Origin of the sequence: Sulfurimonas sp. (assembly GCF_050296975.1) — a bacterium.
Classification (GTDB): domain Bacteria; phylum Campylobacterota; class Campylobacteria; order Campylobacterales; family Sulfurimonadaceae; genus Sulfurimonas.
In genome coordinates this window covers 19,198-41,829 of sequence record NZ_JBNKRX010000019.1, presented here as the reverse complement: position 1 = coordinate 41,829, position 22,632 = coordinate 19,198, and the positions used below count along the sequence as shown (strand labels likewise).

The following is a 22,632-nucleotide window of genomic DNA, read 5'->3' as shown; positions in this document are numbered from 1 at the left end:
ATGAAAGAAAAATTATTCAATAAACTTGAGTCAGGAAATAATATTTTTTTAACTGGTGGTGCTGGTGTTGGAAAAACCACTACCACTTTAAGTGTAATCAAACATTTTGAAGATCAAGCTAAAAAAGTTGCAAAGTTAGCCTCAACTGCAATGGCAGCTACACTTGTAAATGGGCAGACACTTCATAGCTTTTTTGATTTTGGTTTATCTTCCTCATTAGAAGAGTTAGAAAAAAATGGAAAACTAGAACCCAAAAAAAAGATAAAAAAACTTGTACAATCGATGCAACTTATAGTTATAGATGAGATATCAATGGTAAGTGAGACACTTTTTGAGATGATCGCATTTCGATTAAAGCAGTGTGAATTTAAAGGTTCTATCTTAGCAGTGGGGGATTTTTTACAGTTGCCACCAGTTGCAAAAGGGTATGGTCGTATTGGTTTTGCATTTGAATCACAATCATGGAAAAAACTTGCATTTGAAGTTATAGAACTTACACATATTTATAGAACTGATGATAAAAATTTTATAGAACTTTTACAACATATTCGTCATGGTTTTGTTGATGAGGCTATCCATAATGAGCTAAATAGTTTTATAAAACCATTGCCAAATCAACTTGAAAATTTTACGTATCTTTTTGGAAAAAACATCTCAGCTTCACAGCACAATAAAAAGCAGCTTGAAACCCTTGAAGGGGAGTTGTATACAAAAGAGGCACAAATAGTCAAACATCAAGAGGTAAACGATAATGTGATTGAGCGTTTTTTTGATGATGCAAGAATTGAAAAAGAGTTAGAGTTAAAAATTAACGCTCCAGTACTTTTTACACGTAATGCTTGGAACTATTATAATGGTGAGCGAGGCATTATTGTCAATATAGATACACAATATCTGTATGTTAAAAAATCAGATGGGAAAGTTGTGAAACTAGAAACTGTCGCACAAAGTAAATCAAAATGGATTGAAAAAACTATAAGTGGTAAAAAAGAGATGGTAGAGGAAAACACCTTTTCGATCTATCAGTATCCTGTAAAACTTGCTTATGCAATTACCATTCATAAATCACAAGGGATGAGTATAGAAAATCTTATCATCGATACAAGAGAGATTTTTGCACCCTCACAATTTTATGTAGCATTTTCTCGAAGTTCTAATCCTAAAAATTTAATTCTGATCGCTCCAAATACACAATGGTATAACTTAGCTTTTGTTGATAGTGTAGCTTTAGAGTTTGTAAAAAAAGGTTCACAATGTTAAAAGAGCGAGATAATGGGATTTATTATATGTTACTCTCAGCACTTATATCAGCATTAAATGGTTCATTAGTAAAAATTCTCTCAGATGATTTAAGTGCTTTAGAGATAGTATTTTTTAGAAATATGATAGGCGTATTTTTAATTCTTTATGCACTTCGACACACACCACCAAAACTAAGTGGCGGAAAGTTTCATCTACTACTCACTAGAGGTTTTCTTGGATTTATGGCAATGATTTTGTTTTTTTACACAATTACAACTATACCATTGGGAGAAGCAATTACACTCAATAAAACCTCTCCTTTATTTGTAACACTTTTAGCATTTTATCTTTTGGGAGAGAGGTTACAATTTACAACTATTTTAGCACTTTTTATAGGGTTTATCGGTGTTATTTTAGTTGTAAAACCTTTTGGTATGAGTTTTTCGTATGAGCATATTATTGGAGTATTTGGAGGTTTTTTTGCCGCAGCTGCATACACGACCATTAAAAAGATCAAAGATGTTTATGACTCACGTGTGATAGTGCTCTCTTTTGTTGGAGTTGGAACTTTTCTTCCAGCACTCCTCTTTCTAATAGCACCTTATATAAATTCTCCCGAATCACTTAAGTTTTTATTTCCAGAGTTTATTGTTCCAAGTAGTGTAAAGATTTGGTTTTTTATAGCCTTTATGGCACTAATCTCTACACTTTCACAGTGGTTACTGACAAAAGCATACAGTGCAAAACAACTCAGCATCGTCGGAGTGATTAGTTACACAAATATCCCATTCGCTATTGGTTTTGGATTTTTATTAGGCGATAATTTTCCAGATAACTTAACGTTTATAGGAATATTTTTAATTATCTTTGGTGGAATTTTAGTTAGTAGAAAAAAATGATACAATAGTTGCAATAAACTTTTAAGAAGGAGGCAAAAATGAAATATATTTTTTTAAGCTTAGTAATAGTTTTTAGTATAAGTGGTTGTTGTGGACAAAAAAGTTGTGGAGTTTCAGATAAGGAGTATCAGCGTTCAAATAACGCTAGTGAAAAATCATTACAGCAATTAGATGCTGAATAAGTGAGTTTGAGCTATTAAAGCTCAGACTCGTGTTTTGCTAAGTATTCTGCAACACCTTCAGTAGATGCTTTCATACCTTCGTCACCTTTGTTCCAACCAGCTGGACAAACTTCACCATACTCATTAGTAAATAGCATAGTATCAACCATACGGATCATCTCATCGATGTTACGTCCAAGTGGTAAGTCGTTGATAACAGCATGACGGATAGTACCATCAGCATCAATTAAGAATGATCCACGAAGTGCTACAGACTCACCAAAAAGTACATCGTAATCTTTTGAAATTTGTTTTGAAAGGTCAGCTACTAGTGGGTATTTGATTCTTCCGATTCCACCTTTTTCAACTGGAGTTTCTCTCCATGCAAAGTGTGAGAATTGGCTATCTACTGATACACCGATAACATTTACACCACGGCTTGTAAACTCTTCAATTCTGTGAGAGAAAGCAATGATCTCAGATGGACATACGAAAGTGAAGTCTAGTGGATAGAAAAAAAGTACTGCACCTTTTTCCCCTAAGTTTTCCATTAAATTGAAGTTGTCTACGATTGAACCATCAGCTAAAACTGCTGTTGCTGTAAAATCTGGAGCTTTTGTTGTTACTAACATTTTTATATCCTTTTGAAAATTTAAACTGTCAAAATTCTATCAAAATTTTATTAACTAAATTCATACTGCTTTATCTAAATAATTATTTTAAGCTAAGGATAATTTTTATCGTTTAGATACTTAGTGAGAATTAATTATTATAGTGTATAATTTCAGCGATTTATGAAGCATGACTTTATATTTCAATAAACAATCGATGACGGGAGATAAAGATGTCACAAAAAGAGTACATATTTACTTCAGAGTCTGTAACAGAAGGGCATCCTGACAAGATGGCTGATCAGATCAGTGATGCAATTCTGGATTATATTATTGAAAATGATAAAAATGCCAGAGTAGCTTGTGAAACTTTGGTATCTAATGGTTTTTGTGTAATAGCAGGCGAACTGAAGACAACGGCATATGCGCCAATGCAAGAGATTGCAAGAAAAGTGGTTCAAGAGATAGGCTATACTGATGCTACATACGGTTTTGATTACCGTTCTGCTGCGGTTTTAAATGGAATCGGTGAACAATCACCTGATATTAATCAAGGTGTTGATCAAGCAAGTGGTGAGATTGGTGCGGGTGACCAAGGTTTGATGTTCGGATATGCATGTCGTGAAACTGATGTGTTGATGCCATTACCGATTTACCTTTCTCATAGACTAACACAAAGACTAGCACAGGTGCGAAAAGATGGAATTATTCCATATCTTCGTCCTGATGGTAAGGCACAAATTAGTGTAAAATATATTGATGATAAACCAGTTTCAGTTGAAACTGTAGTCGTGTCAACACAACATGCTCCAGAAGTTTCTCAAGAGCAAATTCATGAAGATGTTATCAATGAAGTTATCAAAGCAGTTATTCCAGCTGAGATGATGAGTGAAAATACAGTATTTCATATCAATCCAACTGGTAAGTTCGTTATTGGTGGTCCACAAGGTGATGCTGGTCTAACTGGTCGTAAAATTATTGTAGACACTTATGGTGGAAGTTGCCCTCACGGTGGAGGAGCATTTAGCGGGAAAGATCCGACCAAGGTTGACAGAAGTGCAGCATATGCTGCTCGTTGGGTAGCTAAAAACTTAGTAGCTGCTGATGTTTGTGATAAAGCTACTATCCAAGTAGCATATGCTATTGGTGTTGTACAACCAGTTTCTATTATGGTAGATACTCATGGTACTGGAAAAGTGGATGAGGAGAAACTTGAAGCATGTGTAAAAGCTGTATTTGATCTCTCTCCTGCAGGAATTATAAGAGATTTGGACCTTCTTCGCCCAATTTATCGTAAAACAGCAGCATATGGACATTTTGGTCGTGAAGAAGATACTTTTAGTTGGGAAAAGACAAATAAAGTAGAGGCGATAAAAAGCTTCTTAAATTCGTGAGTGTAACGAATAATAACACTTTAAAAACTATACGATAAGTTTTAGCTACATTTAAAACTCTTCATTGTATAGTTACTTTCACAATAATTTAAGGAGAAAAATTATGGCAGTATTTATTAATGATACTTGTATTAACTGTGGTGCTTGTATTGACGAGTGTCCAGTTGAAGCTATCGTAGACGAAGATGATAATCCAACTGGTGAGGAAACTTACTATGTTTATGGTGATAAATGTGTAGAGTGTGTTGGACACCATGATGAACCAGCTTGTGCTACTGCATGTCCTACTGAGGGATGTATCACTTGGGATGCTGTTGGAGATTCTCCATCACATCGTGATGATGTCACTGATGAGCAACGTTCAAACAAAGAACCAGTAGTAGAATAATTCTGGTTTTGTGAGGCTTTATGCCTCACTCTCTCTTTCAAAAAAAACTTAAAACCTTCCAAAAAATAAATAAAAATCAAATTTTAAACTAAAATATACTTTTTTTTAGATATAATCGCACCCTAATTTTATATTTTCAGAGGAGATTTGATGGAACGTACACTATCAATCATAAAACCAGATGCAGTTGCAAAGGGTGTTATAGGTAAAATTTTAGATCGTTTTGAGAGCAATGGTCTTAAAATAGCAGCTACTAAAAAACTTCAATTAAGCAGAGCAGATGCTGAAGCATTTTACGCAGTTCATGCTGAGAGACCTTTTTTCAACGATTTAGTTGATTTTATGATTAGCGGACCTGTTGTAGTTTCAGTTTTAGAAGGTGAAAATGCAATGACTAAAAACCGTGATCTTATGGGTGCAACTAATCCTAAAGAAGCAGAAGCTGGTACGATCCGTGCAGATTTCGCTGAAAATATAGATGCTAATGCAGTTCATGGAAGTGACTCATTAGAAAATGCAGCTGTTGAAATTGCATTCTTTTTCTCAGAAAGAGAAATTTCTTAATATAAGTAGTATTTTTTGAAAATACTACTTAGAAAAGTAACAAATACTCCGTTAGAGTTTGAATTAAACAAAGAAAACATAACTTTTAAAGGTTATTTGGAGTATCATAATTCAAAATTAATTTTGCTCAAAGCAAATTTAAATGGAACCGTTGCTAAGCCTTGTGATATGTGCGCAGAGGATATGCAAGTTTTGGTTGATGAAGATATAGAGTTCTTTATCTCTGATGGGATTTATGAAAAGGGTAATGACATCGAATTAGATGTTGTTGAATCTTTTGATGCCCATGCAGATTTAGATGAGCTTTTAGATTCAGAGATTGAAATGATAAAAAGTGATTATCATTTTTGTGATAATTGCCAAGAAGACTAAAATTTAACAAAGGAATAAAAAGATGGCAGTACCTAAGAGAAGAGTATCACACTCTCGTTCAGCTAAACGTAGAACACACTACAAAATTTCTTTAGCTCGTCCAGTTAAAGATAAAGATGGAACTTACAGATTACCACACCATATCAATCCTACTACTGGTGAGTATAAATAATTAATGGTAACAATTGCAATTGATGCAATGGGAGGGGACTTCGGTCCCGAACCAATTGTAAAAGGTTGTGTACAAGCACTCAAACGTAAAAAATTCACTCCTATATTGGTAGGTAAAAAAGATGAAATTTTATCTCTATTACCAAAAAGTTATAGAGATAAGATTTCAATAGTTGATACTCATGATGTGATCTCAATGAGCGATGCTGCTACTGATGCAGTGAAACGCAAAGAGAGTACTATCTATAAAGCAGTTGAACTTGTAAAAAATGGTGAAGCACAAGGAGTTGTTTCAGCAGGTCATAGTGGAGCTACTATGACTTTAGCAACCCTTAGACTCGGACGTCTTGAAGGTGTAGCTCGTCCAGCACTCGTTACATTAATGCCTACACGTGTAGGTCGTCGCTCAGTTGTGCTCGACGTTGGAGCAAATGTTGATTCTAAACCAGAACATTTAGCACAATTTGCTGTTATGGGTGGATGTTATGCTGAAGATGTTTTAGGGATTAAAGAACCATCTATTGGTTTACTTGCAAATGGCGAAGAAGATTCTAAAGGAAATGAACTTACAAAAGCAACATTTAAACTTCTACAAGGCTATAGAGGTTTTAAAGGTAATGTTGAAGGAAGTGATATTTTCAATGGAAGTTGTGATGTTATCACTTGTGATGGTTTTGTTGGAAATTTAGTGCTTAAAGCGAGTGAAGGTGTAGCTTCAACAGTTTCTGCACTTATTAAAGATTACATTAGAAAATCTCCTATTGCAATTACAGGTGCACTTTTAATGAGAAGGGTTTTTAAACTTCTGAAAAAAGAGATCGATTATGCTGAAGTTGGTGGTGCACCACTTATTGGTATAAAAGGGTGTGCAATTGTTAGTCATGGTAAAAGTAATGCAAAAGCAGTAGAAAATGCTATCTATCAAGCGATCCGTTATGTTGACACAGGTGTAAATAAACATATTGAGGCTAGAATCGCTGAATTAAAACAAAAGGAAGCTTAATGGCATATGCTGCATTTCGATCTATTGGTGCTTATGTTCCGCAAAAAATCTTAACAAATGAAGATTTAACTAAAATGGTTGATACTTCAGATGATTGGATTACAAAAAGAACTGGTATCAAAGAGCGTCATATTGCAGCAAGTGATGAGTTTACAAGTGACCTTGGTGTAAAAGCTGCACAAAAAGCACTAGATCGTAGTGGTATCGCAAAAGAAGACATCGATATGATTGTATGTGCAACAATTTCACCAGATTATTTTTGTATGCCCTCAACTGCCACTATCATTGCCACAAAACTAGGTATTAAGAACGCAACGGCATTTGATATAAGTGCGGCGTGTACAGGTTTTGTATATGTGCTTTCTATCGCAAAAGCATTTATCGAATCTGGAATGAAAAAAATGTACTCATCATTGGTGCGGAAAAACTCTCAGCTATCACAGATTATACAGATCGTGGGACGTGTATATTATTTGGTGATGGTGCTGGAGCTGCTGTTATCTCTGCAACAGAGAACAAAGAGGAAGCTATCATCGATGTGCATACTGGAGCAGACGGTGAGTATGCTGATCTTCTTATGACACCAAATGGTGGAAGTGGTTCAGCGCATGACTCACTCGATCAAGAGGTTGCCACTTGTTATATGCAAATGAAAGGAAATGAAACTTTCAAAGTTGCAGTACGTACACTTACACAAGATGTTAAAGAGATTTTAGAAACAAACAACATTGCAAGTGAAGATGTAGTTCACTTTGTACCACATCAAGCGAACTATCGTATCATTAAAGCGGTAGGTGATGCACTAAAACTCAAAGATGAACAAGTGGTTCTCACTGTCGCAAAATATGGAAACACTTCGGGTGCATCTATTCCGATGGCTATTAATGATATTTATGAAGAGGGTAAACTAAAAGCAGGAGAACTTATGCTTCTCGATGCTTTTGGTGGGGGACTCACTTGGGGTTCTGCATTAGTCCCATTTTCACCATTAAAATAACACTTTTGTCCAACTTCAGCATTGGACTTTGATTTTTTCTCGTCACACCCCAAGGGTACTTGTTCCCTTCGGTCAGTGCGCGTACTTCATGTACGCTTCTTAAAAAAAATAAAACTCCGCCTTGAATTAGAACAAAATTGAGAATTTTAATGGCGAAAATAATTTTCTGTTTTCTCTAGCTTCAATGATTTACGCAAATTTTTGTAAAGCTGCAAACACTCTTTTAAAAAACTTCTCTTCATCAGGAAGAGTAAGTTGATGCTCTCTTTGTTTTTCTCCCCACATAGGGTTAGGATAGTAGTTGTCATCTTGAAATCGTGCCATGACATGGATGTGCACACGTGGGAGCATATTCGCAAAAGAGGCAATGTTTATCTTTGTAGGTTGATAGTACTCTATCATCTCTTTTTCTATGATATTTACTATCTCCCATAATTGTTGACGAAGTTCATCGTTTAAATCACTCAACTCTTTATACGGTTCTTGAGTGAAAACTTTTAGCCAAGGTATTTGGCTTTTTTCTGTTTCTATGTAAAAGTTATGGTTTTCAAAAATGATGTGCATTGGTAGATCCGTTTTTGCTAATTTTAGCATAAAACGGATATTGTGTGTGAAAATTTAGTGAGATCTACTTCTTCTAGAATCTCCACCATGAGAGCGATTAGAGCTATTTGAACGACTTCTTGAGTTTCTAGACCCACCACGTCTATTGCTACGACCTCTAGAATTTCTATCGTTCCCTCTTTTATTTGCACGGTCTAAAATAGCTGCCAGTTTTTCAGCAGGGATACCGATGTTACTTGGTCCTTTGATGTCTTGTTTGTTAAGAATCATAGAGATTAGTTTGTACATAATAGTCTCTTCATCGATATCTTCTTTTAGTTGATCAAGGATAAGGTGTGCTTCATCATAAATCTTTTGATTTTCAATACTTTTTACAATATTATCGATGTTAGTTTGACGAAGATCATTTTTGCTTGGTATGAAAGCATGTTCCATAGAAGTACCAACAATTTTTTTAATCTTTTGTAACTCTTTAAACTCTAGTGGAGTTAAAAGTGTAATCGCTTTTCCTTTTGTTCCTGCACGTCCTGTACGACCGATTCTGTGTACATAACTTTCAGGATCAAATGGGATGTGGTAGTTAAATACATGAGAGATATTGTTAACATGAATACCACGCGCAGCAACGTCAGTTGCAACAAGTACTTTTACAGAATTTGATTTAAAACCTTTGATTACTGTTTCACGTTGACGTTGTTCCATATCACCATGTAAACCATTTGCTAAATACCCTGCATTACTTAAAACGTTCGAGAGACGATCTACTTCAGATTTTGTACGACAAAATACAACCGATTTTTGAGTATTCTCACTATCCATTAAACGGATAATCGCATCATCACGCTCATGTTCATCGATCACATAATAGAGTTGTTCGATGTCGGCATTTGTAGTTTCACCTTTCGTGATAGAAACAAATTCTGGATTTTCTAAGATTTTATGTGCCAAGTTTTTAATTGGTTGTGGCATAGTCGCTGAGAACAGCAATGTTTGACGGCTTGTAGGTAGATACGAAAATATCTCATTGATATCGTCTAAAAATCCCATATCTAACATCTCATCAGCTTCATCAAGTACAACCATACTTGGAGCAAAGTTTTTAAGCATATCTCTTTTTAAAATATCGAGCATTCTTCCTGGAGTTGCTACTACAACATTTGCTCCACGACCAATGAGATCGAGTTGACGTTTATATGAACTTCCACCATATACTGTAACTGTTTTAACACCTAAGTTTTTACCATACTTGAAAATTTCATCACTTACTTGAGTAGCGAGTTCACGAGTTGGTGTGATTACAAGTAGTTCAACTGAACCATCAAGTTTCATATTGTTTAAAGCGGGAAGAGAAAACGCAGCAGTTTTACCCGTACCTGTGTGCGCTTGACCAACCATGTCACGACCAGATAAAACTACAGGAATTGCTTGTGCTTGAATTGGAGAAGGGCTTGTAAACCCTGCAAACTTGATACTTTTAAGTATCTCTTTTTTTAAGCCTAACTCATCAAATGTTAGTACTTTTTCTTCTTGTTGTGCATTGTCTTGCATCATGTTCCTTATGTATCAAGGAGATGATACAGACTACTTAAACTCTTTATAGCACCTTCTCCTTAAATTATTTTGCGAATTATACCCAAATTAAGCATAGAAGATATTAAAAAATTTAATTTTACGAATAGTCTAAGTTTATATATTTCAAATTGTCATATTTTTTGAATAGATTAAAAAAAAGGGTGTATAATTTTGGAAAGTCTTAAGGGAGAGTTTTTGCAATTTGATACACAAATATTGATCATTATAGTCTTACTTATAACACTTTTTGTAACTTTATTTATTTTAATGAAAGAGAAAGTTTTTTCAAAAAATATTTTAGATGAAAAAAATGATATAGAAAAAAATCTTGTAGCCCTACAAAGTAGATATGAGGTAGAGATAAAGGCTTCAAATGAAAAACTCCAGCTTTTAAAAAATGCAAAAGATGAACTCTCAAATGAGTTTAAAAACTTGGCAAATAAAATCTTTGAAGATAAATCAAAACAGTTTAGTTCGTCCAATAAAGAACAACTCGAACTTTTGCTCAAGCCATTTCGTGAACAAGTAACAAATTTTTCTAAACAAGCACGTGAACAATTTGAAGTTGAGATTAAAGATAGACATTTACTCAAAGATGAACTCTCACGCCTTAAAGAGATGAATGCTCAACTTGCATCTGAAGCATTAAACCTTACAAAAGCACTTAAAGGTGAAAATAAGACACAAGGAAACTGGGGTGAGCTTGTTTTAGAGAAGATTTTAGAACAATCAGGATTGCGTAGGGGTGTTGAGTATGAACTTCAAGCAACACTAAAAAATGATGAGAACAAAATATATAGACCAGATGTAATCATTCATATGCCAGATAATCGTGATATCGTTATCGATTCAAAAGTTTCACTCACTGCGTATGAGCGTTTTATGAATAGTGAAGATGAAAGTGAGAGAAAACTAGCTTTAAAAGAACATATCATTAGTATTTCAAGTCATATTAAAGAGTTAAGTCAAAAAAGTTATGAAAAACTTGAAGGTGTAAACTCTTTAGATTTTGTACTTTTGTTTATGCCTATCGAGGGAGCATTTTTACTAGCACTAGAGAGTGATGGAGAGTTTTTTAAACGAGCATACGATCAAAATATTTTGGTAGTTTCTCCATCTACACTTTTGGTAACGCTTCGAACAATAGAGCATATTTGGCGAACACAGCAACAAGAGGAACATGCGCTTAAAATTGCACAAGAAGCAGAAGCGATGTATGATAAGTTAGTGCTCTTTTTAGATGAGATGAAAAATATAGGTTCACAGATACAGCGTACGCACGACTCATATGAAAAAGCGATGAATAGACTGAGCTCTGGGCGCGGCAATGTGATAAAACGTGCTCAAAATATTGTAGAACTAGGTGTAAAAACAAAAAAAGAGTTACCTATAAAGAGTAGTGATGAAGATTGAAACAAAATACAGTTATGAAAAAACATGGGCACAAACAAAAGAGGAAGATTTGCTTAAAATTATTGCCGAGGAAGTTGGTGATGCAGACCCACACGGGACACTGCTTTATATAAAAGAGGTGCTTAAAAAAGGTAAAGAGATAAGTGTTGGTTCTTGTAAATTTAGAGGTGTTTGACTTTGATTTTTGAGTTCAAACTCCAAGCAATTAAAATCATAAACACTATAACACCTAAAGCTGGTAATGCAAGATAGTTATATGCTAAATAGGTTACAAATAATAAAATAGCACCCATTGGCGTTGGAACTCCTACAAAATATTTTTCAACTTCGCCAACATCTGAATTTATATTGAACTCAATTAAACGTCTTAATCCTGAAATAACATAATATACACTTACAATTCCTGCAAGAATAAGTCCTAAACCACTTAAACTTTGTGAATAAATAGCTTGAAATATAAAAAATACTGGAACAAGTACAAAACTTAAAAAGTCTGCAAAACTATCAAGTTGAATACCAAACTCATTTGAGAGATTGTACTTTCTTGCTATTTTTCCATCAAAGATATCAAAAGCTCCTGCAATCCATGCAAAAATTATAGCAACCACATAGTTATTTTGTATAGTAAAAAAGGTTGCTAAGAGTCCAGAAGTTATGTTTACAAAAGTGAACATATTTGCAAGATTAAAGTGTGATGATGGCGTAAAGAGAAATTTCATGATAGAATAGAGCCTTGTATTTTTTGAAATTATAGCAAATAAAATAAAAAAATTTGCCTTATTATTAATATTGATAATAGATATCATAATTAAGTGTATTTTCAGGTTGTTTTTTGTACTATTTTTACAAGACTTGAATTGATAATGAATATTATATTTATATTCAGGTTGATTTTTTTAAATAGATGAAAAGTATCAAAGTTTTAATTGATGTCGTCTTTTTACCTTTGATCTTTTTTTGGTAAATAATTCATTTAAAGATATGAATTAGTGTCGATTAACGAGTCAAATTAAGTTTTAATTATTATAATAAGTCCATCTAAAATGCAAAAAAGTGTAGGGGCTTATTATGAGAAGTATTTTGTTATATCTATTTGTAATTGTTTATTCTAAAGCGTTGTTTGCGGAAGTGGAAACAAGAAAAGACTCAATTAGAGAAGCAGTATATAGTGTTGGAAAACTTGAAGAAAAAGAGGTCTCTTTAAGCAATAGTTTTGAAAATATGTTCATTCAAGGTACCGTAAGTGGGCAAGTAAGAGTAGCGTATGCAAATTATAATTTCAAAAATACTGACCCAGATGTATATGCAACCGCTGCTGGTGGGATATTGAAATATGAGTTAGCACAGTTTAAAGGGTTTAATGCTGGTGTAGCATTTTATGCATCTAAAGATATCGCTTGGTTAAGTGGAAAAGGTGATCGTAGAAATACTGAACTTTCATCATCTGATGGTGAACATACAGATATGGGTGAAGTGTATGTGAACTATCAATATGAAAATTTGAATCTAAGAGCTGGTCGTCAAATACTGGATACTCCACTAGCTGATAGTGATGATATTCGCATGATTCAAAATACATTTGAAGCGTACATAGCTACATACAATTTACAAGGGTTTAACTTTACAGCTGGAAATATTCAAGCTTGGCATGGAACAGATGCAGGTTTGGATGATGGTTGGCAAGATATAGGTGACAAAGGAGTTAATGTAGTTGGTGTTACTTACGCAGAAGGTTTAGAGTTTCAAGCATGGTACTACAATATGAGTGATCTAGCTAATGCATTTTATATTGATGGTGGCGGAGAGTTCGCTATAAACGACGATATATCGATCCATGCAATGGTGCAGTACCTTGATGAAAATGAACTTTCTCATAGTGGATATGGGGCTACAATTTATGGTGCTTTGTGTGAAGTGGTTATTCAAGATTTAGGATTAAACGTAGCATATAACCACCTCGATAGTGATACAGCAAAAGAGAGTTTTTCTGGAACTGGTGGTGGTGCACTTTTTACAAATATGGATATGATGATTATGGATAACATCTCAGTAGATAGAGATGTGGATGCGATTGTCGCAGGTTTTGTATATAATCACGAAAATTTTTCTTTTCTTTACGCTTATGGTGATTTTTCAGGGGAAAAAGACTCTTTAGGTGATAAAGCACATGTCGTTGAACAAGATATAAGCTTGGAATACAATGTGAATGATGAGTTTTTAATTGCACTGATATATGTGCTTAGTGAAGATAAACAAAGTACGACAAAAACAGAATATGATTATGATAGAGCACAATTAATGGTAAATTACAATTTTTAAAGAGGTTTCATGCGATTAAATGAGTGTCAAAAAGGACAAAAATTAAAAATTTTAAAACTGCATGCAAATGAAGAGTTAAAACATAGACTTATCTCTTTTGGTGTTATGAAACACACAATTATAGAGTTTATAGGTGAGGCACCTAGAAAGAAAACGATAGAGATTAAAGTAGGAAATATGCAAGTAGCTTTACGTGCACAAGAAGCACAAATGGTAGAGGTAGAAGTGATATGAGTGAACAAGTTTTAGCTTGTCCAGTTACTGCACAACACATAAAAGTAGCACTTGTCGGACAACCAAATGTTGGTAAAAGTATGCTTATCAATTCGGTAAGTAATGCGCATCTACATGTTGGAAATTTCTCAGGGGTTACAGTTGATAAAGCTGAGGTTTTATTTGATTATAAAGGATATAACTTTACTGTTGTTGATCTCCCTGGTACATATGCTTTTACAGATTATACGATCGAAGAGCGTGTAACACATGATTATCTGTGTGCTGAAGAGTATGACATAATTATTAATGTAGTTGATTCAACAAATTTACTAAAAAACTTACAACTTACTTCTGAGCTTTTAACTATGAGTAAAAAAGTGGTAGTTGCTTTAAATATGAGTGATGAGGCACAAAAAGAGGGTATTGTAGTAGATGCTGAGTATATGAGTGAGTTGATGGGACTGCCTTGTATAAAAGTTTCAGCTGCTACAAAAATGGGGATAGAAAAGCTTATAGAAGCTGTTGTACAAGAGTTTATCAATGAGAAAAAAGAACCAAAATTAGTCTTTTCTGTAAGTGTTGAAGATGAGATTAGTAATATTGTTTCTTATTTTAAAAAGCATAAGTTTCAGGCGGTAAATACTTATCGAAATATTGCGATTAATTTATTGAAAAACAATAAAAGGACCTATGGAAAACTCCATGACAATCCAATCTGGACAGAACTGCAGCCTATTTTGATTGAAGCATCAAAACATATAGAATTGCATCACGATACAGATGATATAAAAGAGGCGTTTGCAGAGGAATATGGAGCATTTAATAGAGGGATTGTAGCTGAGGTAGTTACAAAGAAAAAACAACAACAGCAAAAAACTCTTACTGAAAAGATAGACTCTGTGCTCATTCATCCAATTGCTGGAATTCCAATGTTCTTATTTTTTATGTGGGGATTATTTCAACTCACATTTGAGATTGGTGCAATTCCAATGGATTATATAGATGGATTTTTTGGCTGGTTTGGTGATATTGTAGGTGCAACTATTTCCAATGAGAGTGTCCGCTCTTTAGTTGTGGATGGGATTATAGCTGGTGTTGGTGCTGTAGTGTTATTTATACCAAATATTGTGATTTTATTCATAGGGATTGCACTTTTAGAGAGTACTGGATATATGTCACGTGTAGCATTTTTACTTGATGGATTTTTTCACAAATTTGGGCTTCATGGACAAAGTTTTATCCCTCTTGTTACTGGTTTTGGATGTTCAATTCCTGCGTATATGAGTGCAAGAGTTTTAAAAAATGATAGAGACAGACTTTTAACTCTGTTTATTATAGGGTTTATGTCTTGTGGTGCAAGACTCCCTGTATACGTACTTTTTGCAGGAGCATTTTTCCCAGAAGATATGGCTGGAAATGTTTTATTTGCAATCTACATAAGTGGGGCTATTTTAGGTCTCATTGCTGCAAAAATTTTAAAACTTACTGCTTTTAAAGGTGTAGATGAGCCATTTGTTATGGAGATGCCAAAATATAGGTTGCCGAGCGTCAAACTAATCTGGCATACGGTACTTACAAAAACTATGATGTATCTTAAAAAAGCGGGGACATTTATTGCTGGTGCTTCTATCTTGATTTGGTTTTTATCAACATATCCACATAACACTAAACTTGAAGAGTTATATAATGCAAAAATTGAAAAAGCACAAAGTGAACAAGAGATTGTAAACTTGGAAAATGAATTGGCTATGGCACATTTAGAGCAAAGTTATTTGGGTGTTATTGGAAAATTTACTGAGCCTATTTTTAGTCCACTGGGATTTGATTGGAAAATGAATATAGCCTTGCAAACTGGTTTAGCTGCAAAAGAGGTTGTGGTATCAACTTTAGGGGTATTATACTCTTTAGGTGGAGATGTAGATGAGACAAGTAGTTCTTTATCAACGATGATACAAAAAAATATCCCATTTGCTTCAGCTGTTTCATTTATAGTTGTTGTGATGGTTTATTTACCGTGTTTAGCAGCTTCAATTGTATTTACTAGAGAAGCTGGAAATGTGAAATACTTTTTTTATTTATTAGCTTTTACATCAGTGGTGGCGTATTTTATGGCATTTTTTGCATACAGAGTCACTTTACTTTTTACAGGTGTTAGCTAATTGTTATATTGATAAAGTTATAATTTTACAAAAAAAAGGGTTATTATGGCTAAGCATAAAATATTGATGATTGAAGATGATCTAGAACTCGCTGAAATTCTTATGGAATATTTAGAACAGTTTGATTTTGAAATCGCAGTAGAAGATGACCCTTTTAAAGCGGTAAGTATTTTAAAGCTGGAGCCATTTGATCTTGTAATTTTAGATTTAACATTACCTGGAATGGATGGTCTTGAAGTTTGTGAAGCGATTCGTGAGCGTCAAGATATCCCTATCATTATTTCTTCAGCTCGTAGTGATGTGACAGATAAAGTAAAAGCGCTTGAACTTGGAGCTGACGATTATATGCCAAAACCATATGACCCACGTGAACTTGAAGCAAGAATCCAGTCAGTTCTTCGTCGTTATGCTGCAAAATCAGAAGCAAAAGCTGAAAATAAGAGTGACTTTAAATGTGATAGAGAGACAATGACAATCACTTATAAAGGGCGTACAATTGATCTTACAAATGCAGAGTTTGGAATCCTTGCGTATATGATCCAAAAACATGGTTTAGTAGTTTCTCGTGAAGACCTTATTCACAACGTAAATGCAATTAACGAAGACAGTTCAAATAAATCAATCGATGTAATGGTTGGACGTATTAGAAGTAAGCTTGGTGATAAATCTTTAATCGAATCTGTTCGTGGTGTTGGGTATAAACTGCTTAAATGATTAAAAAAAATGCCGTACTCATCACTGTGCTCGTTGCACTGAGTGTGTCACTTATAAGTGTGAGTGCAGTTTTTTGGGAATTTTACAAACTCAATAAACAACAATATATAGACCACATTTTTACAAAATACTCAGTTATCACACAAATCTATCGTGAGCATATGCAAAGAAGCTCTTCTGATATTATGCTTGAAGCAAATTTAGCAGTTTATGATCTTTTTATTGTCAAAGACAAAGCAGAAACAAAAAAGATTTTAAGTGAGTCAAAACTTCTAAAAAAAGAGGGGTTTAAAAGTTTTGATACCTCTTTGATGATAAATAAAAATGGACTTTTTACAAAAAAAACAGTTACAAATCTTCAAGCAACAATGTTGGAATATAAAAAACAGATATATTTTCATATTTCTGGTCAAAATGCAGATATATTTATAAAAGATGAAGATTTAAAACCTTACAGTTATATCAATATCTTATATGCTTACAGTACAGTTTTTTTAATCATATCTATCTCATTTGTACTTGTTTTTCAAAAGTTGCGTCCACTTATTAGATTACGAAGAAAAATTGCCTTGTATGGTAGTGGTGAGATGCATGTTTCCTTTAAAACAAAAAATACAGATGAGATAGGTTCTATTGCCAATGAACTTGAAAAAGCAAAACTCAAAATCAATACTATTTTAGAATCGCGCACACTCTTTTTAAGAAATTTGATGCATGAGTTAAAAACTCCTATAGCAAAAGGAACCATTGCTACACAGATGCTCTCGGAGGAGAAGCAACGTAACCGTTTTGTATCGATTTTTCATCGACTTGAAACTTTAGTTGAAGAGTTCGCTCTTATAGAAGAGGTGACAAGTTTAGAAGATACGACAGAGTTTAAAGAGTACCGTTTGGTTGATGTGATCGATGGTGCTATTGATATGGCAATGGTTGATAGAGAAAAAGTAAGTATAGAGATAGCAGGTGATGTAAAAGTAAATGTGAATTATAGACTTTACACTACAGCTATTAAAAACATGATTGATAATGGATTGAAATATTCCGATGATTGCCATGTGAAAATCGTAATTAATGATAAAAATGAGCTTTGCTTTGAAAGTAAAGGGGAGTGCTTGAAGCATCCGCTCCAATTTTATATAGAGCCTTTTACAAAAGAAAATCCATCAAAAAATAGCTTTGGTTTAGGTTTATATCTAGTAGATTCAATTTTAAAGGCACACTCAAAAGTATTAGCGCATGAGTATGATGACGGTATAAATCGTTTTATATTCGCATAAGCTAAAATATGTAAACTAGTGCAATGAATAAATTTCCCTACTTAGGTATGTATATCTTCCTTGCACTCTCTTTTTTTGTTTTTGGATGGCTTAGTCACTCAGCGTATGAGCCAGGGAACAGAATAGCAAAAAAAACTGTCCTAGATAAGATCAAAGAGAGAAAAACTTTAAATGTAGTACTTCTCAATGCACCCTCTACATATTTTATAGGTCCAGATGGTCCAAGTGGTTTTGAGTATGATCTTTTAAATGCATATGCCATGAGTCTTGGTGTAGAGTTGAAAATTACACCTGCACATACTGTTAAAGAAGCTTTGGAATATATAGGAAAAGAGGATATTGATATCGTTTCAGCATCTTTAACAAAAACACCACGTAGAAAAGAGTTATATAATTTTGGACCATCATACTTTGAAGTTCAAGAGCAAGTAGTTTGTTATAGAGGGATGCTTGGCACTTCAAAGTTTCCAAGGGATGTAGAAGATTTAGAAGGATTAGAGATAGTTGTTGGTGAAAATACAAGCTATTTTGAAACAGTTGAATCTCTTGTCAATGATGGTTTTGATATAAATGTAAGTGTTACCTCTGAGTACTCAACTGAGGAGTTATTAGAGATGGTATCAAACCACCAAATTGATTGTACAATAGCCGATTCAAATATTTACTCAATTAACTTAAAATATTTTCCAGATATAGCAATGGCATTTTCAATTAGTGGACGAGAACAACTTGCATGGATACTGCCAAAAAACTCTGAAAAATTAGAAGCTAATATGTATAGTTGGTTAAATAATTTTGTACAAACAGGAAAAATGACAAGGGTCAAAGATCATTACTATTCGTATGTACTCTTTTTTGATTATTACAATACAAAGATGTTTTATAAGCGTATAGAATCACGTTTACCTAAATATGAAAAATATTTTAAAAATGCAGCGACTCGTTTTGGAGTTCCTTGGACGCTTTTAGCAGCTGTTTCTTATCAAGAATCACACTGGAATCCTAAAGCTAAAAGTTTTACAGGAGTCCGAGGTATGATGATGTTGACATTACATACCGCTAAACTTCTAGGTGTAAAAAATAGACTTGACCCCGAACAAAGTATTACAGGCGGGACAAGACATCTTAAGCAGATGATTAAAAATGTTCCTGATGGTGTTGAAGGGGAAGATCGTTTAAAATATGCATTAGCTGCATATAATGTTGGTGGTGGACATATTCAAGATGCTATGACATTAGCAAAAAAACTGGGTTTAAATCAGTATGTTTGGAGTGATTTAAAGATAGTTTTACCACTACTTTCACAAAAAAGATATTATAAAACACTGAAATTTGGTTACGCTAGAGGAAGTGAACCTGTGAAATATGTTGAAGCAATTTATAACTATAAAAGTATATTAGAAAAAATTGTTGAGGGGCAAGAAAAAGAGACTCAAGAGCCAGATGAGAATAATACTACTCACTAGCTTTTGAAAGTTCAGTTAAAAAGCTTTCCATATCATACTTAACGCGATATTCCGGTGTCATTATGTGGATCAATATATCTCCTAAATCAATAACAACCCAATCCCCACTCTCATCAATATTATTAAAGTGTTCTTCGGGTTTTAATTCACGTTTTAGATGATCTAATAATGCTGTTGTATGTTTTTGTCCAAGTGATGAAGCAATGATTGCATAATCTACAAAATAATCTCTATCTCTTAAATCAAAAACCTCTATCGCTTCTGCTTTGTTTTTATCTAAAACTGAAGTGATCTTCTCTACTCTATTTACCATTATGTTCCTTGTAATAATTTTTTATTTTTTTTGCAATTTTTGAAGGTAAAAACTTTGGATCAATACTTGTGCGTAAAGTTGTTGACGATATTGGAATATTTACTTCCAATCGTTGGTACTTTTTAGGAATATCAATACCATCTCTTGAAACAACTATAAAAGTTACTAAAGTTTTTAACTCATCATATTTATACCACTTTTTTAAAGATGCCAAATTATCAGCCCCAATTACAAGATATATAGTGTCATACTCTTGTTTGAGATGATGCACAGTTTGTATAGTGGGTACTTTTGTTTTTTGTTCAATTTCAAAAGAGCTCACTTCTACATTTTGATAATCTTGAAATATATCTTTTAACCACTTTAGTCTCGTATCTGCTTGGGCTACAAAGTTCGACTTAAATGGATTGAGGTAGGTTGGCATAATTATGATTTTATCTATAAAATCCAAACTCTTTAATGCTTCCACAATCTTAACATGACCTAAATGTGGAGGATCAAATGAGCCACCAAAAAGTGCTATATTTTTCATTTAATTAGAATTATAACTAAAATTGGATAAAATAACCGAATTTAATTTTTATAGGATATAAAATGGCACTAAAAATAGCAATTAATGGATTTGGTAGAATCGGTCGTTGTGTTGCTAGAATTGCAGCTACAAGAGATGATGTAGAGGTTGTTGCAATCAATGATATGGCAAGTATGGATATGATGTTATATCTATTAAAAAACGATTCTGTGCATGGTACATTTAAAAGTGAAATTGAGCAAATTGATGAGCATAATATCAGTATAGATGGACATAAAATTAGAGTATTTTCTGATAGAGATCCAAAAAATCTAAAATTTGCTGATTGTGGTGCAGACATGGTTTTAGAGTGTACAGGTGTGTTTTTAACACAAGAGAGTGCGCAAGTGCATATTGACAACGGTGTAGAAAAAGTTCTTTTTTCTGCTCCTGCAAAAGATAAAAATACTCCAACGTTTGTTATGGGTGTAAATGAAGAGACATATGCTGGGCAAAAAATCGTTTCAAATGCATCTTGTACAACAAACTGTTTAGGTCCTGTTGCACGTGTACTTGACGATGCTTTTGGAATTGAAAAAGGTCTGATGACCACTATCCATTCATACACAAATGATCAAAATATCTTAGATGTGAAACACTCAAAAGATAAACGTCGTGCTCGTGCTGGAGCTATCAATATGATCCCAACAACAACAGGTGCAGCAAAAGCTATCAGTTTAGTTTTACCACAGTTAGAGGGAAAACTTCATGGACAATCTGTGCGTGTGCCAACACCGGATGTTTCTATGGTTGACTTAAATGTAGTTGTAAAAAAAGAGACTATAAAAGAGGAAGTAAATAAAGCATTCCGTGATGCAGCAGCTGGAAGATTGAAGGGTCTTTTACTTGTTGATGATGAGATGAGAGTATCTCAAGACTTCGTTGGATGTGAGTATAGCTCAATTGTAGCAGAGGATTTAACACAAGTTATCGGTGGCAATATGGTAAAAGTTATGGCTTGGTACGATAATGAGTGGGGTTACTCTATGAGATTAATCGATATGGCGATATATATTAGTAAATAGTTTTAAACTGTAAGGAAGTAAATGGAATTATTACATTTAAAAGATTTAGATTTAAAAGATAAAAAAGTATTTATCAGATGTGACTTTAATGTTCCAATGGATGAGTTTGGAAATATCACTGATGATAGACGTATTCGTTCAGCAGTTGCAACGATTAACCATTGTTTAGATGAGGATTGTGCAGTAATTCTTGCTTCACATTTAGGGCGTCCAAAAGGTGAAGTAGAACCTAAATACTCATTGGCTCCAGTAGCTCGAAGATTGCAACAACTTTTAAAACGTCATGTTGAACTCGCTCCTAGTGTAGTGAGTGAAGATACACTTAAAATGGCAGCGGAGTTACCTCGTCATGAGGTATTGCTTTTAGAAAATCTTCGTTTTGAAGCTGGTGAAACAGAAAATGATGAAGAGTTCTCAAAAAAATTAGCATCTATGGCAGAGTTTTATATCAATGATGCATTTGGTGTGTCACATCGTGCTCATGCGTCTGTTCATGGTATTACAAAATATTTTGACAATAAACATAAAGCAGCAGGTTTTTTACTTGAAAAAGAGATCAATTTTTTTAGTAAACTTATAGATAATCCGATTCGCCCTTTTGCAGCAATCGTTGGTGGTTCAAAAGTATCGGGAAAACTTGAAGCACTAGTAAATTTATTGCCTAAAGTAGATAAAATTTTTATTGGTGGTGGGATGGCTTTTACATTCTTAAAACAACTAGGGTATGACATAGGTGCATCACTAGTTGAAGATGATCTTTTGGACGAGGCACAAAAGATTATGGATAAAGCCAAAGAGCTTGGTGTAAAGTTTTACCTTCCAGTTGATGTTATTGCGGCAGAAAAGTTTGAAGCAGATGCTGTTAGTAAAATAGTAACAGCTCAAGAGATACCTCATGAGTGGATGGGACTTGATATCGGTCCTGCAACTGTAAGACTGTATCGTGAAGGTCTTAACGATGTGCAAACTGTTTTATGGAATGGTCCAATGGGTGTTTATGAGATGGATAGATTTGCACGTGGAAGCTCAAAAATAGCAAACTTTGTAGCAGACAGTTACGCAACTACAGTTGTTGGTGGTGGTGATACAGCTGATCTTGTACAACGTGTAAATGTTGACAGTGAGATCACTTTTATATCAACAGGTGGTGGCGCTTCGTTAGAGCTTTTAGAGGGTAAAGTTTTACCAGGTGTTGAAGCGCTTGTTATTTCATAAGGAAAC

The 22,632-nt window shown here is 34.0% G+C and carries 26 protein-coding genes and 1 pseudogene; 21 read left to right on the top strand and 6 right to left on the bottom strand.

All coding sequences use genetic code 11. The annotated features are described in order from the left end of the window. Genes ACQY56_RS05490 through ACQY56_RS05480 form a run of 3 tightly spaced genes read left to right on the top strand, consistent with a single transcriptional unit; the run spans nt 1 to nt 2,323 of the window. Nucleotides 1–1,260, top strand: a complete 1,260-nt coding sequence (locus tag ACQY56_RS05490; RefSeq protein WP_428737581.1) for an ATP-dependent DNA helicase — start codon at nt 1–3, stop codon at nt 1,258–1,260. Next, a complete protein-coding gene (locus ACQY56_RS05485; RefSeq protein ID WP_428737582.1) occupies nt 1,254–2,141 on the top strand; it encodes a DMT family transporter in 888 nt (295 codons plus the stop codon). The genes ACQY56_RS05490 and ACQY56_RS05485 overlap by 7 nt, the downstream gene beginning before the upstream one ends. Before the next feature lie 38 nt (nt 2,142–2,179). Next, nucleotides 2,180–2,323: a hypothetical protein gene (locus ACQY56_RS05480; protein ID WP_428737583.1), complete on the top strand. Its 144-nt coding sequence runs from the start codon at nt 2,180–2,182 to the stop codon at nt 2,321–2,323. Between the two features lie 14 nt (nt 2,324–2,337). On the opposite strand, the gene ACQY56_RS05475 is transcribed toward ACQY56_RS05480, so the two are convergent. Then, on the bottom strand, nt 2,338–2,934 hold the full coding sequence (locus tag ACQY56_RS05475; protein WP_428737584.1) for a peroxiredoxin: 597 nt from the start codon (nt 2,932–2,934) through the stop codon (nt 2,338–2,340). A 212-nt stretch (nt 2,935–3,146) separates the two neighbouring features. Between ACQY56_RS05475 and metK the strand changes: the two genes are divergently transcribed. The 8 genes and pseudogenes from metK (at nt 3,147) to ACQY56_RS05435 (ending at nt 7,802) form a co-directional block, all read left to right on the top strand. Beyond that, nucleotides 3,147–4,307 (top strand): methionine adenosyltransferase, encoded by a 1,161-nt coding sequence (gene metK / locus ACQY56_RS05470; RefSeq protein ID WP_428737585.1) that lies wholly within the window; start codon nt 3,147–3,149, stop codon nt 4,305–4,307. 103 nt (nt 4,308–4,410) lie between these two features. Continuing rightward, a complete protein-coding gene (locus tag ACQY56_RS05465) occupies nt 4,411–4,695 on the top strand; it encodes a 4Fe-4S dicluster domain-containing protein (RefSeq protein ID WP_428737586.1) in 285 nt (94 codons plus the stop codon). A 150-nt stretch (nt 4,696–4,845) separates the two neighbouring features. Then, nucleotides 4,846–5,259: a nucleoside-diphosphate kinase gene (ndk, locus tag ACQY56_RS05460; RefSeq protein WP_428737587.1), complete on the top strand. Its 414-nt coding sequence runs from the start codon at nt 4,846–4,848 to the stop codon at nt 5,257–5,259. Nucleotides 5,260–5,274: 15 nt separating this feature from the next. Then, the gene (locus ACQY56_RS05455) at nt 5,275–5,631 is read left to right on the top strand and encodes a hypothetical protein (protein ID WP_428737588.1); all 357 of its coding nucleotides are present in this window, start codon (nt 5,275–5,277) and stop codon (nt 5,629–5,631) included. A 22-nt stretch (nt 5,632–5,653) separates the two neighbouring features. Beyond that, nucleotides 5,654–5,803 carry a 50S ribosomal protein L32 gene (gene rpmF / locus ACQY56_RS05450; RefSeq protein ID WP_013326319.1) on the top strand — a complete coding sequence of 50 codons (150 nt, stop codon included), beginning with the start codon at nt 5,654–5,656 and terminating at the stop codon, nt 5,801–5,803. Nucleotides 5,804–5,806: 3 nt separating this feature from the next. Further along, on the top strand, nt 5,807–6,805 hold the full coding sequence (gene plsX, locus ACQY56_RS05445) for a phosphate acyltransferase PlsX (protein WP_428737589.1): 999 nt from the start codon (nt 5,807–5,809) through the stop codon (nt 6,803–6,805). Then, nucleotides 6,805–7,304: pseudogene (locus tag ACQY56_RS05440) on the top strand (3-oxoacyl-ACP synthase); the annotation flags it as partial. The gene plsX and the pseudogene ACQY56_RS05440, both read left to right, overlap by 1 nt. 39 nt (nt 7,305–7,343) lie before the next feature. Then, entirely contained in the window at nt 7,344–7,802 is a 459-nt protein-coding gene (locus tag ACQY56_RS05435) for a 3-oxoacyl-[acyl-carrier-protein] synthase III C-terminal domain-containing protein (protein ID WP_428743739.1), read from the top strand. A gap of 189 nt (nt 7,803–7,991) precedes the next feature. Here the strand turns inward: ACQY56_RS05435 and ACQY56_RS05430 are convergent, their stop codons facing one another. After that, complete coding sequence (locus ACQY56_RS05430; RefSeq protein ID WP_428737591.1) at nt 7,992–8,396, bottom strand: HIT family protein; 405 nt, start codon at nt 8,394–8,396, stop codon at nt 7,992–7,994. A gap of 24 nt (nt 8,397–8,420) precedes the next feature. Beyond that, nucleotides 8,421–9,914, bottom strand: coding sequence for a DEAD/DEAH box helicase (locus ACQY56_RS05425; protein ID WP_428737592.1), 1,494 nt, complete (start codon nt 9,912–9,914; stop codon nt 8,421–8,423). Between the two features lie 219 nt (nt 9,915–10,133). Here ACQY56_RS05425 and ACQY56_RS05420 point away from each other — a divergent pair, with 219 nt between their 5' ends. Then, the gene (locus tag ACQY56_RS05420) at nt 10,134–11,351 is read left to right on the top strand and encodes a DNA recombination protein RmuC (protein ID WP_428737593.1); all 1,218 of its coding nucleotides are present in this window, start codon (nt 10,134–10,136) and stop codon (nt 11,349–11,351) included. Then, nucleotides 11,341–11,526, top strand: a complete 186-nt coding sequence (locus tag ACQY56_RS05415; protein ID WP_428737594.1) for a hypothetical protein — start codon at nt 11,341–11,343, stop codon at nt 11,524–11,526. Before ACQY56_RS05420 ends, ACQY56_RS05415 begins: the two co-directional genes overlap by 11 nt. On the opposite strand, the gene ACQY56_RS05410 is transcribed toward ACQY56_RS05415, so the two are convergent. Then, nucleotides 11,513–12,070: a CDP-alcohol phosphatidyltransferase family protein gene (locus ACQY56_RS05410; RefSeq protein WP_428737595.1), complete on the bottom strand. Its 558-nt coding sequence runs from the start codon at nt 12,068–12,070 to the stop codon at nt 11,513–11,515. The genes ACQY56_RS05415 and ACQY56_RS05410 overlap by 14 nt on opposite strands. A 349-nt stretch (nt 12,071–12,419) precedes the next feature. Here ACQY56_RS05410 and ACQY56_RS05405 point away from each other — a divergent pair, with 349 nt between their 5' ends. Genes ACQY56_RS05405 through mltF form a run of 6 tightly spaced genes read left to right on the top strand, consistent with a single transcriptional unit; the run spans nt 12,420 to nt 19,502 of the window. Beyond that, entirely contained in the window at nt 12,420–13,670 is a 1,251-nt protein-coding gene (locus ACQY56_RS05405) for an OprD family outer membrane porin (protein WP_428737596.1), read from the top strand. 9 nt (nt 13,671–13,679) lie between these two features. After that, complete coding sequence (locus tag ACQY56_RS05400; RefSeq protein ID WP_428737597.1) at nt 13,680–13,904, top strand: FeoA family protein; 225 nt, start codon at nt 13,680–13,682, stop codon at nt 13,902–13,904. Next, nucleotides 13,901–16,045 (top strand): ferrous iron transport protein B, encoded by a 2,145-nt coding sequence (feoB, locus tag ACQY56_RS05395; protein WP_428739869.1) that lies wholly within the window; start codon nt 13,901–13,903, stop codon nt 16,043–16,045. Before ACQY56_RS05400 ends, feoB begins: the two co-directional genes overlap by 4 nt. A 45-nt stretch (nt 16,046–16,090) precedes the next feature. Beyond that, nucleotides 16,091–16,759: a response regulator transcription factor gene (locus ACQY56_RS05390; RefSeq protein WP_428739516.1), complete on the top strand. Its 669-nt coding sequence runs from the start codon at nt 16,091–16,093 to the stop codon at nt 16,757–16,759. Next, nucleotides 16,756–18,036 (top strand): ArsS family sensor histidine kinase, encoded by a 1,281-nt coding sequence (locus ACQY56_RS05385; protein ID WP_428739517.1) that lies wholly within the window; start codon nt 16,756–16,758, stop codon nt 18,034–18,036. The genes ACQY56_RS05390 and ACQY56_RS05385 overlap by 4 nt, the downstream gene beginning before the upstream one ends. Nucleotides 18,037–18,059: 23 nt before the next feature. Further along, nucleotides 18,060–19,502, top strand: a complete 1,443-nt coding sequence (gene mltF, locus ACQY56_RS05380) for a membrane-bound lytic murein transglycosylase MltF (RefSeq protein ID WP_428739518.1) — start codon at nt 18,060–18,062, stop codon at nt 19,500–19,502. Here mltF and rsfS read toward each other — a convergent pair. Both rsfS and nadD read right to left on the bottom strand, forming a co-directional pair. Further along, nucleotides 19,492–19,815, bottom strand: a complete 324-nt coding sequence (rsfS, locus tag ACQY56_RS05375) for a ribosome silencing factor (RefSeq protein WP_428739519.1) — start codon at nt 19,813–19,815, stop codon at nt 19,492–19,494. The genes mltF and rsfS overlap by 11 nt on opposite strands. Continuing rightward, the gene (gene nadD / locus ACQY56_RS05370; RefSeq protein WP_428739520.1) at nt 19,805–20,347 is read right to left on the bottom strand and encodes a nicotinate (nicotinamide) nucleotide adenylyltransferase; all 543 of its coding nucleotides are present in this window, start codon (nt 20,345–20,347) and stop codon (nt 19,805–19,807) included. The genes rsfS and nadD overlap by 11 nt, the downstream gene beginning before the upstream one ends. 62 nt (nt 20,348–20,409) lie before the next feature. On the opposite strand from nadD, the gene gap reads away from it, so the two are divergent. After that, nucleotides 20,410–21,411 (top strand): type I glyceraldehyde-3-phosphate dehydrogenase, encoded by a 1,002-nt coding sequence (gap, locus tag ACQY56_RS05365; RefSeq protein WP_428739521.1) that lies wholly within the window; start codon nt 20,410–20,412, stop codon nt 21,409–21,411. A 21-nt stretch (nt 21,412–21,432) separates the two neighbouring features. Continuing rightward, nucleotides 21,433–22,626: a phosphoglycerate kinase gene (locus ACQY56_RS05360; RefSeq protein WP_428739522.1), complete on the top strand. Its 1,194-nt coding sequence runs from the start codon at nt 21,433–21,435 to the stop codon at nt 22,624–22,626. Nucleotides 22,627–22,632 lie beyond the last annotated feature (6 nt).

Coding starts and splice junctions, on each gene's coding strand:
- metK (WP_428737585.1), top strand. CDS start 3,147: ATGTCACAAAAAGAGTACATATTTACTTCAGAGTCTGTAACAGAAGGG.
- mltF (WP_428739518.1), top strand. CDS start 18,060: ATGAATAAATTTCCCTACTTAGGTATGTATATCTTCCTTGCACTCTCT.
- ACQY56_RS05390 (WP_428739516.1), top strand. CDS start 16,091: ATGGCTAAGCATAAAATATTGATGATTGAAGATGATCTAGAACTCGCT.
- ACQY56_RS05480 (WP_428737583.1), top strand. CDS start 2,180: ATGAAATATATTTTTTTAAGCTTAGTAATAGTTTTTAGTATAAGTGGT.
- nadD (WP_428739520.1), bottom strand. CDS start 20,347: ATGAAAAATATAGCACTTTTTGGTGGCTCATTTGATCCTCCACATTTA.
- ACQY56_RS05385 (WP_428739517.1), top strand. CDS start 16,756: ATGATTAAAAAAAATGCCGTACTCATCACTGTGCTCGTTGCACTGAGT.
- ACQY56_RS05415 (WP_428737594.1), top strand. CDS start 11,341: ATGAAGATTGAAACAAAATACAGTTATGAAAAAACATGGGCACAAACA.
- ACQY56_RS05360 (WP_428739522.1), top strand. CDS start 21,433: ATGGAATTATTACATTTAAAAGATTTAGATTTAAAAGATAAAAAAGTA.
- ACQY56_RS05490 (WP_428737581.1), top strand. CDS start 1: ATGAAAGAAAAATTATTCAATAAACTTGAGTCAGGAAATAATATTTTT.
- rsfS (WP_428739519.1), bottom strand. CDS start 19,815: ATGGTAAATAGAGTAGAGAAGATCACTTCAGTTTTAGATAAAAACAAA.
- ndk (WP_428737587.1), top strand. CDS start 4,846: ATGGAACGTACACTATCAATCATAAAACCAGATGCAGTTGCAAAGGGT.
- ACQY56_RS05400 (WP_428737597.1), top strand. CDS start 13,680: ATGCGATTAAATGAGTGTCAAAAAGGACAAAAATTAAAAATTTTAAAA.
- feoB (WP_428739869.1), top strand. CDS start 13,901: ATGAGTGAACAAGTTTTAGCTTGTCCAGTTACTGCACAACACATAAAA.
- ACQY56_RS05430 (WP_428737591.1), bottom strand. CDS start 8,396: ATGCTAAAATTAGCAAAAACGGATCTACCAATGCACATCATTTTTGAA.
- ACQY56_RS05465 (WP_428737586.1), top strand. CDS start 4,411: ATGGCAGTATTTATTAATGATACTTGTATTAACTGTGGTGCTTGTATT.
- rpmF (WP_013326319.1), top strand. CDS start 5,654: ATGGCAGTACCTAAGAGAAGAGTATCACACTCTCGTTCAGCTAAACGT.
- ACQY56_RS05475 (WP_428737584.1), bottom strand. CDS start 2,934: ATGTTAGTAACAACAAAAGCTCCAGATTTTACAGCAACAGCAGTTTTA.
- gap (WP_428739521.1), top strand. CDS start 20,410: ATGGCACTAAAAATAGCAATTAATGGATTTGGTAGAATCGGTCGTTGT.
- plsX (WP_428737589.1), top strand. CDS start 5,807: ATGGTAACAATTGCAATTGATGCAATGGGAGGGGACTTCGGTCCCGAA.
- ACQY56_RS05410 (WP_428737595.1), bottom strand. CDS start 12,070: ATGAAATTTCTCTTTACGCCATCATCACACTTTAATCTTGCAAATATG.
- ACQY56_RS05405 (WP_428737596.1), top strand. CDS start 12,420: ATGAGAAGTATTTTGTTATATCTATTTGTAATTGTTTATTCTAAAGCG.
- ACQY56_RS05425 (WP_428737592.1), bottom strand. CDS start 9,914: ATGCAAGACAATGCACAACAAGAAGAAAAAGTACTAACATTTGATGAG.
- ACQY56_RS05485 (WP_428737582.1), top strand. CDS start 1,254: ATGTTAAAAGAGCGAGATAATGGGATTTATTATATGTTACTCTCAGCA.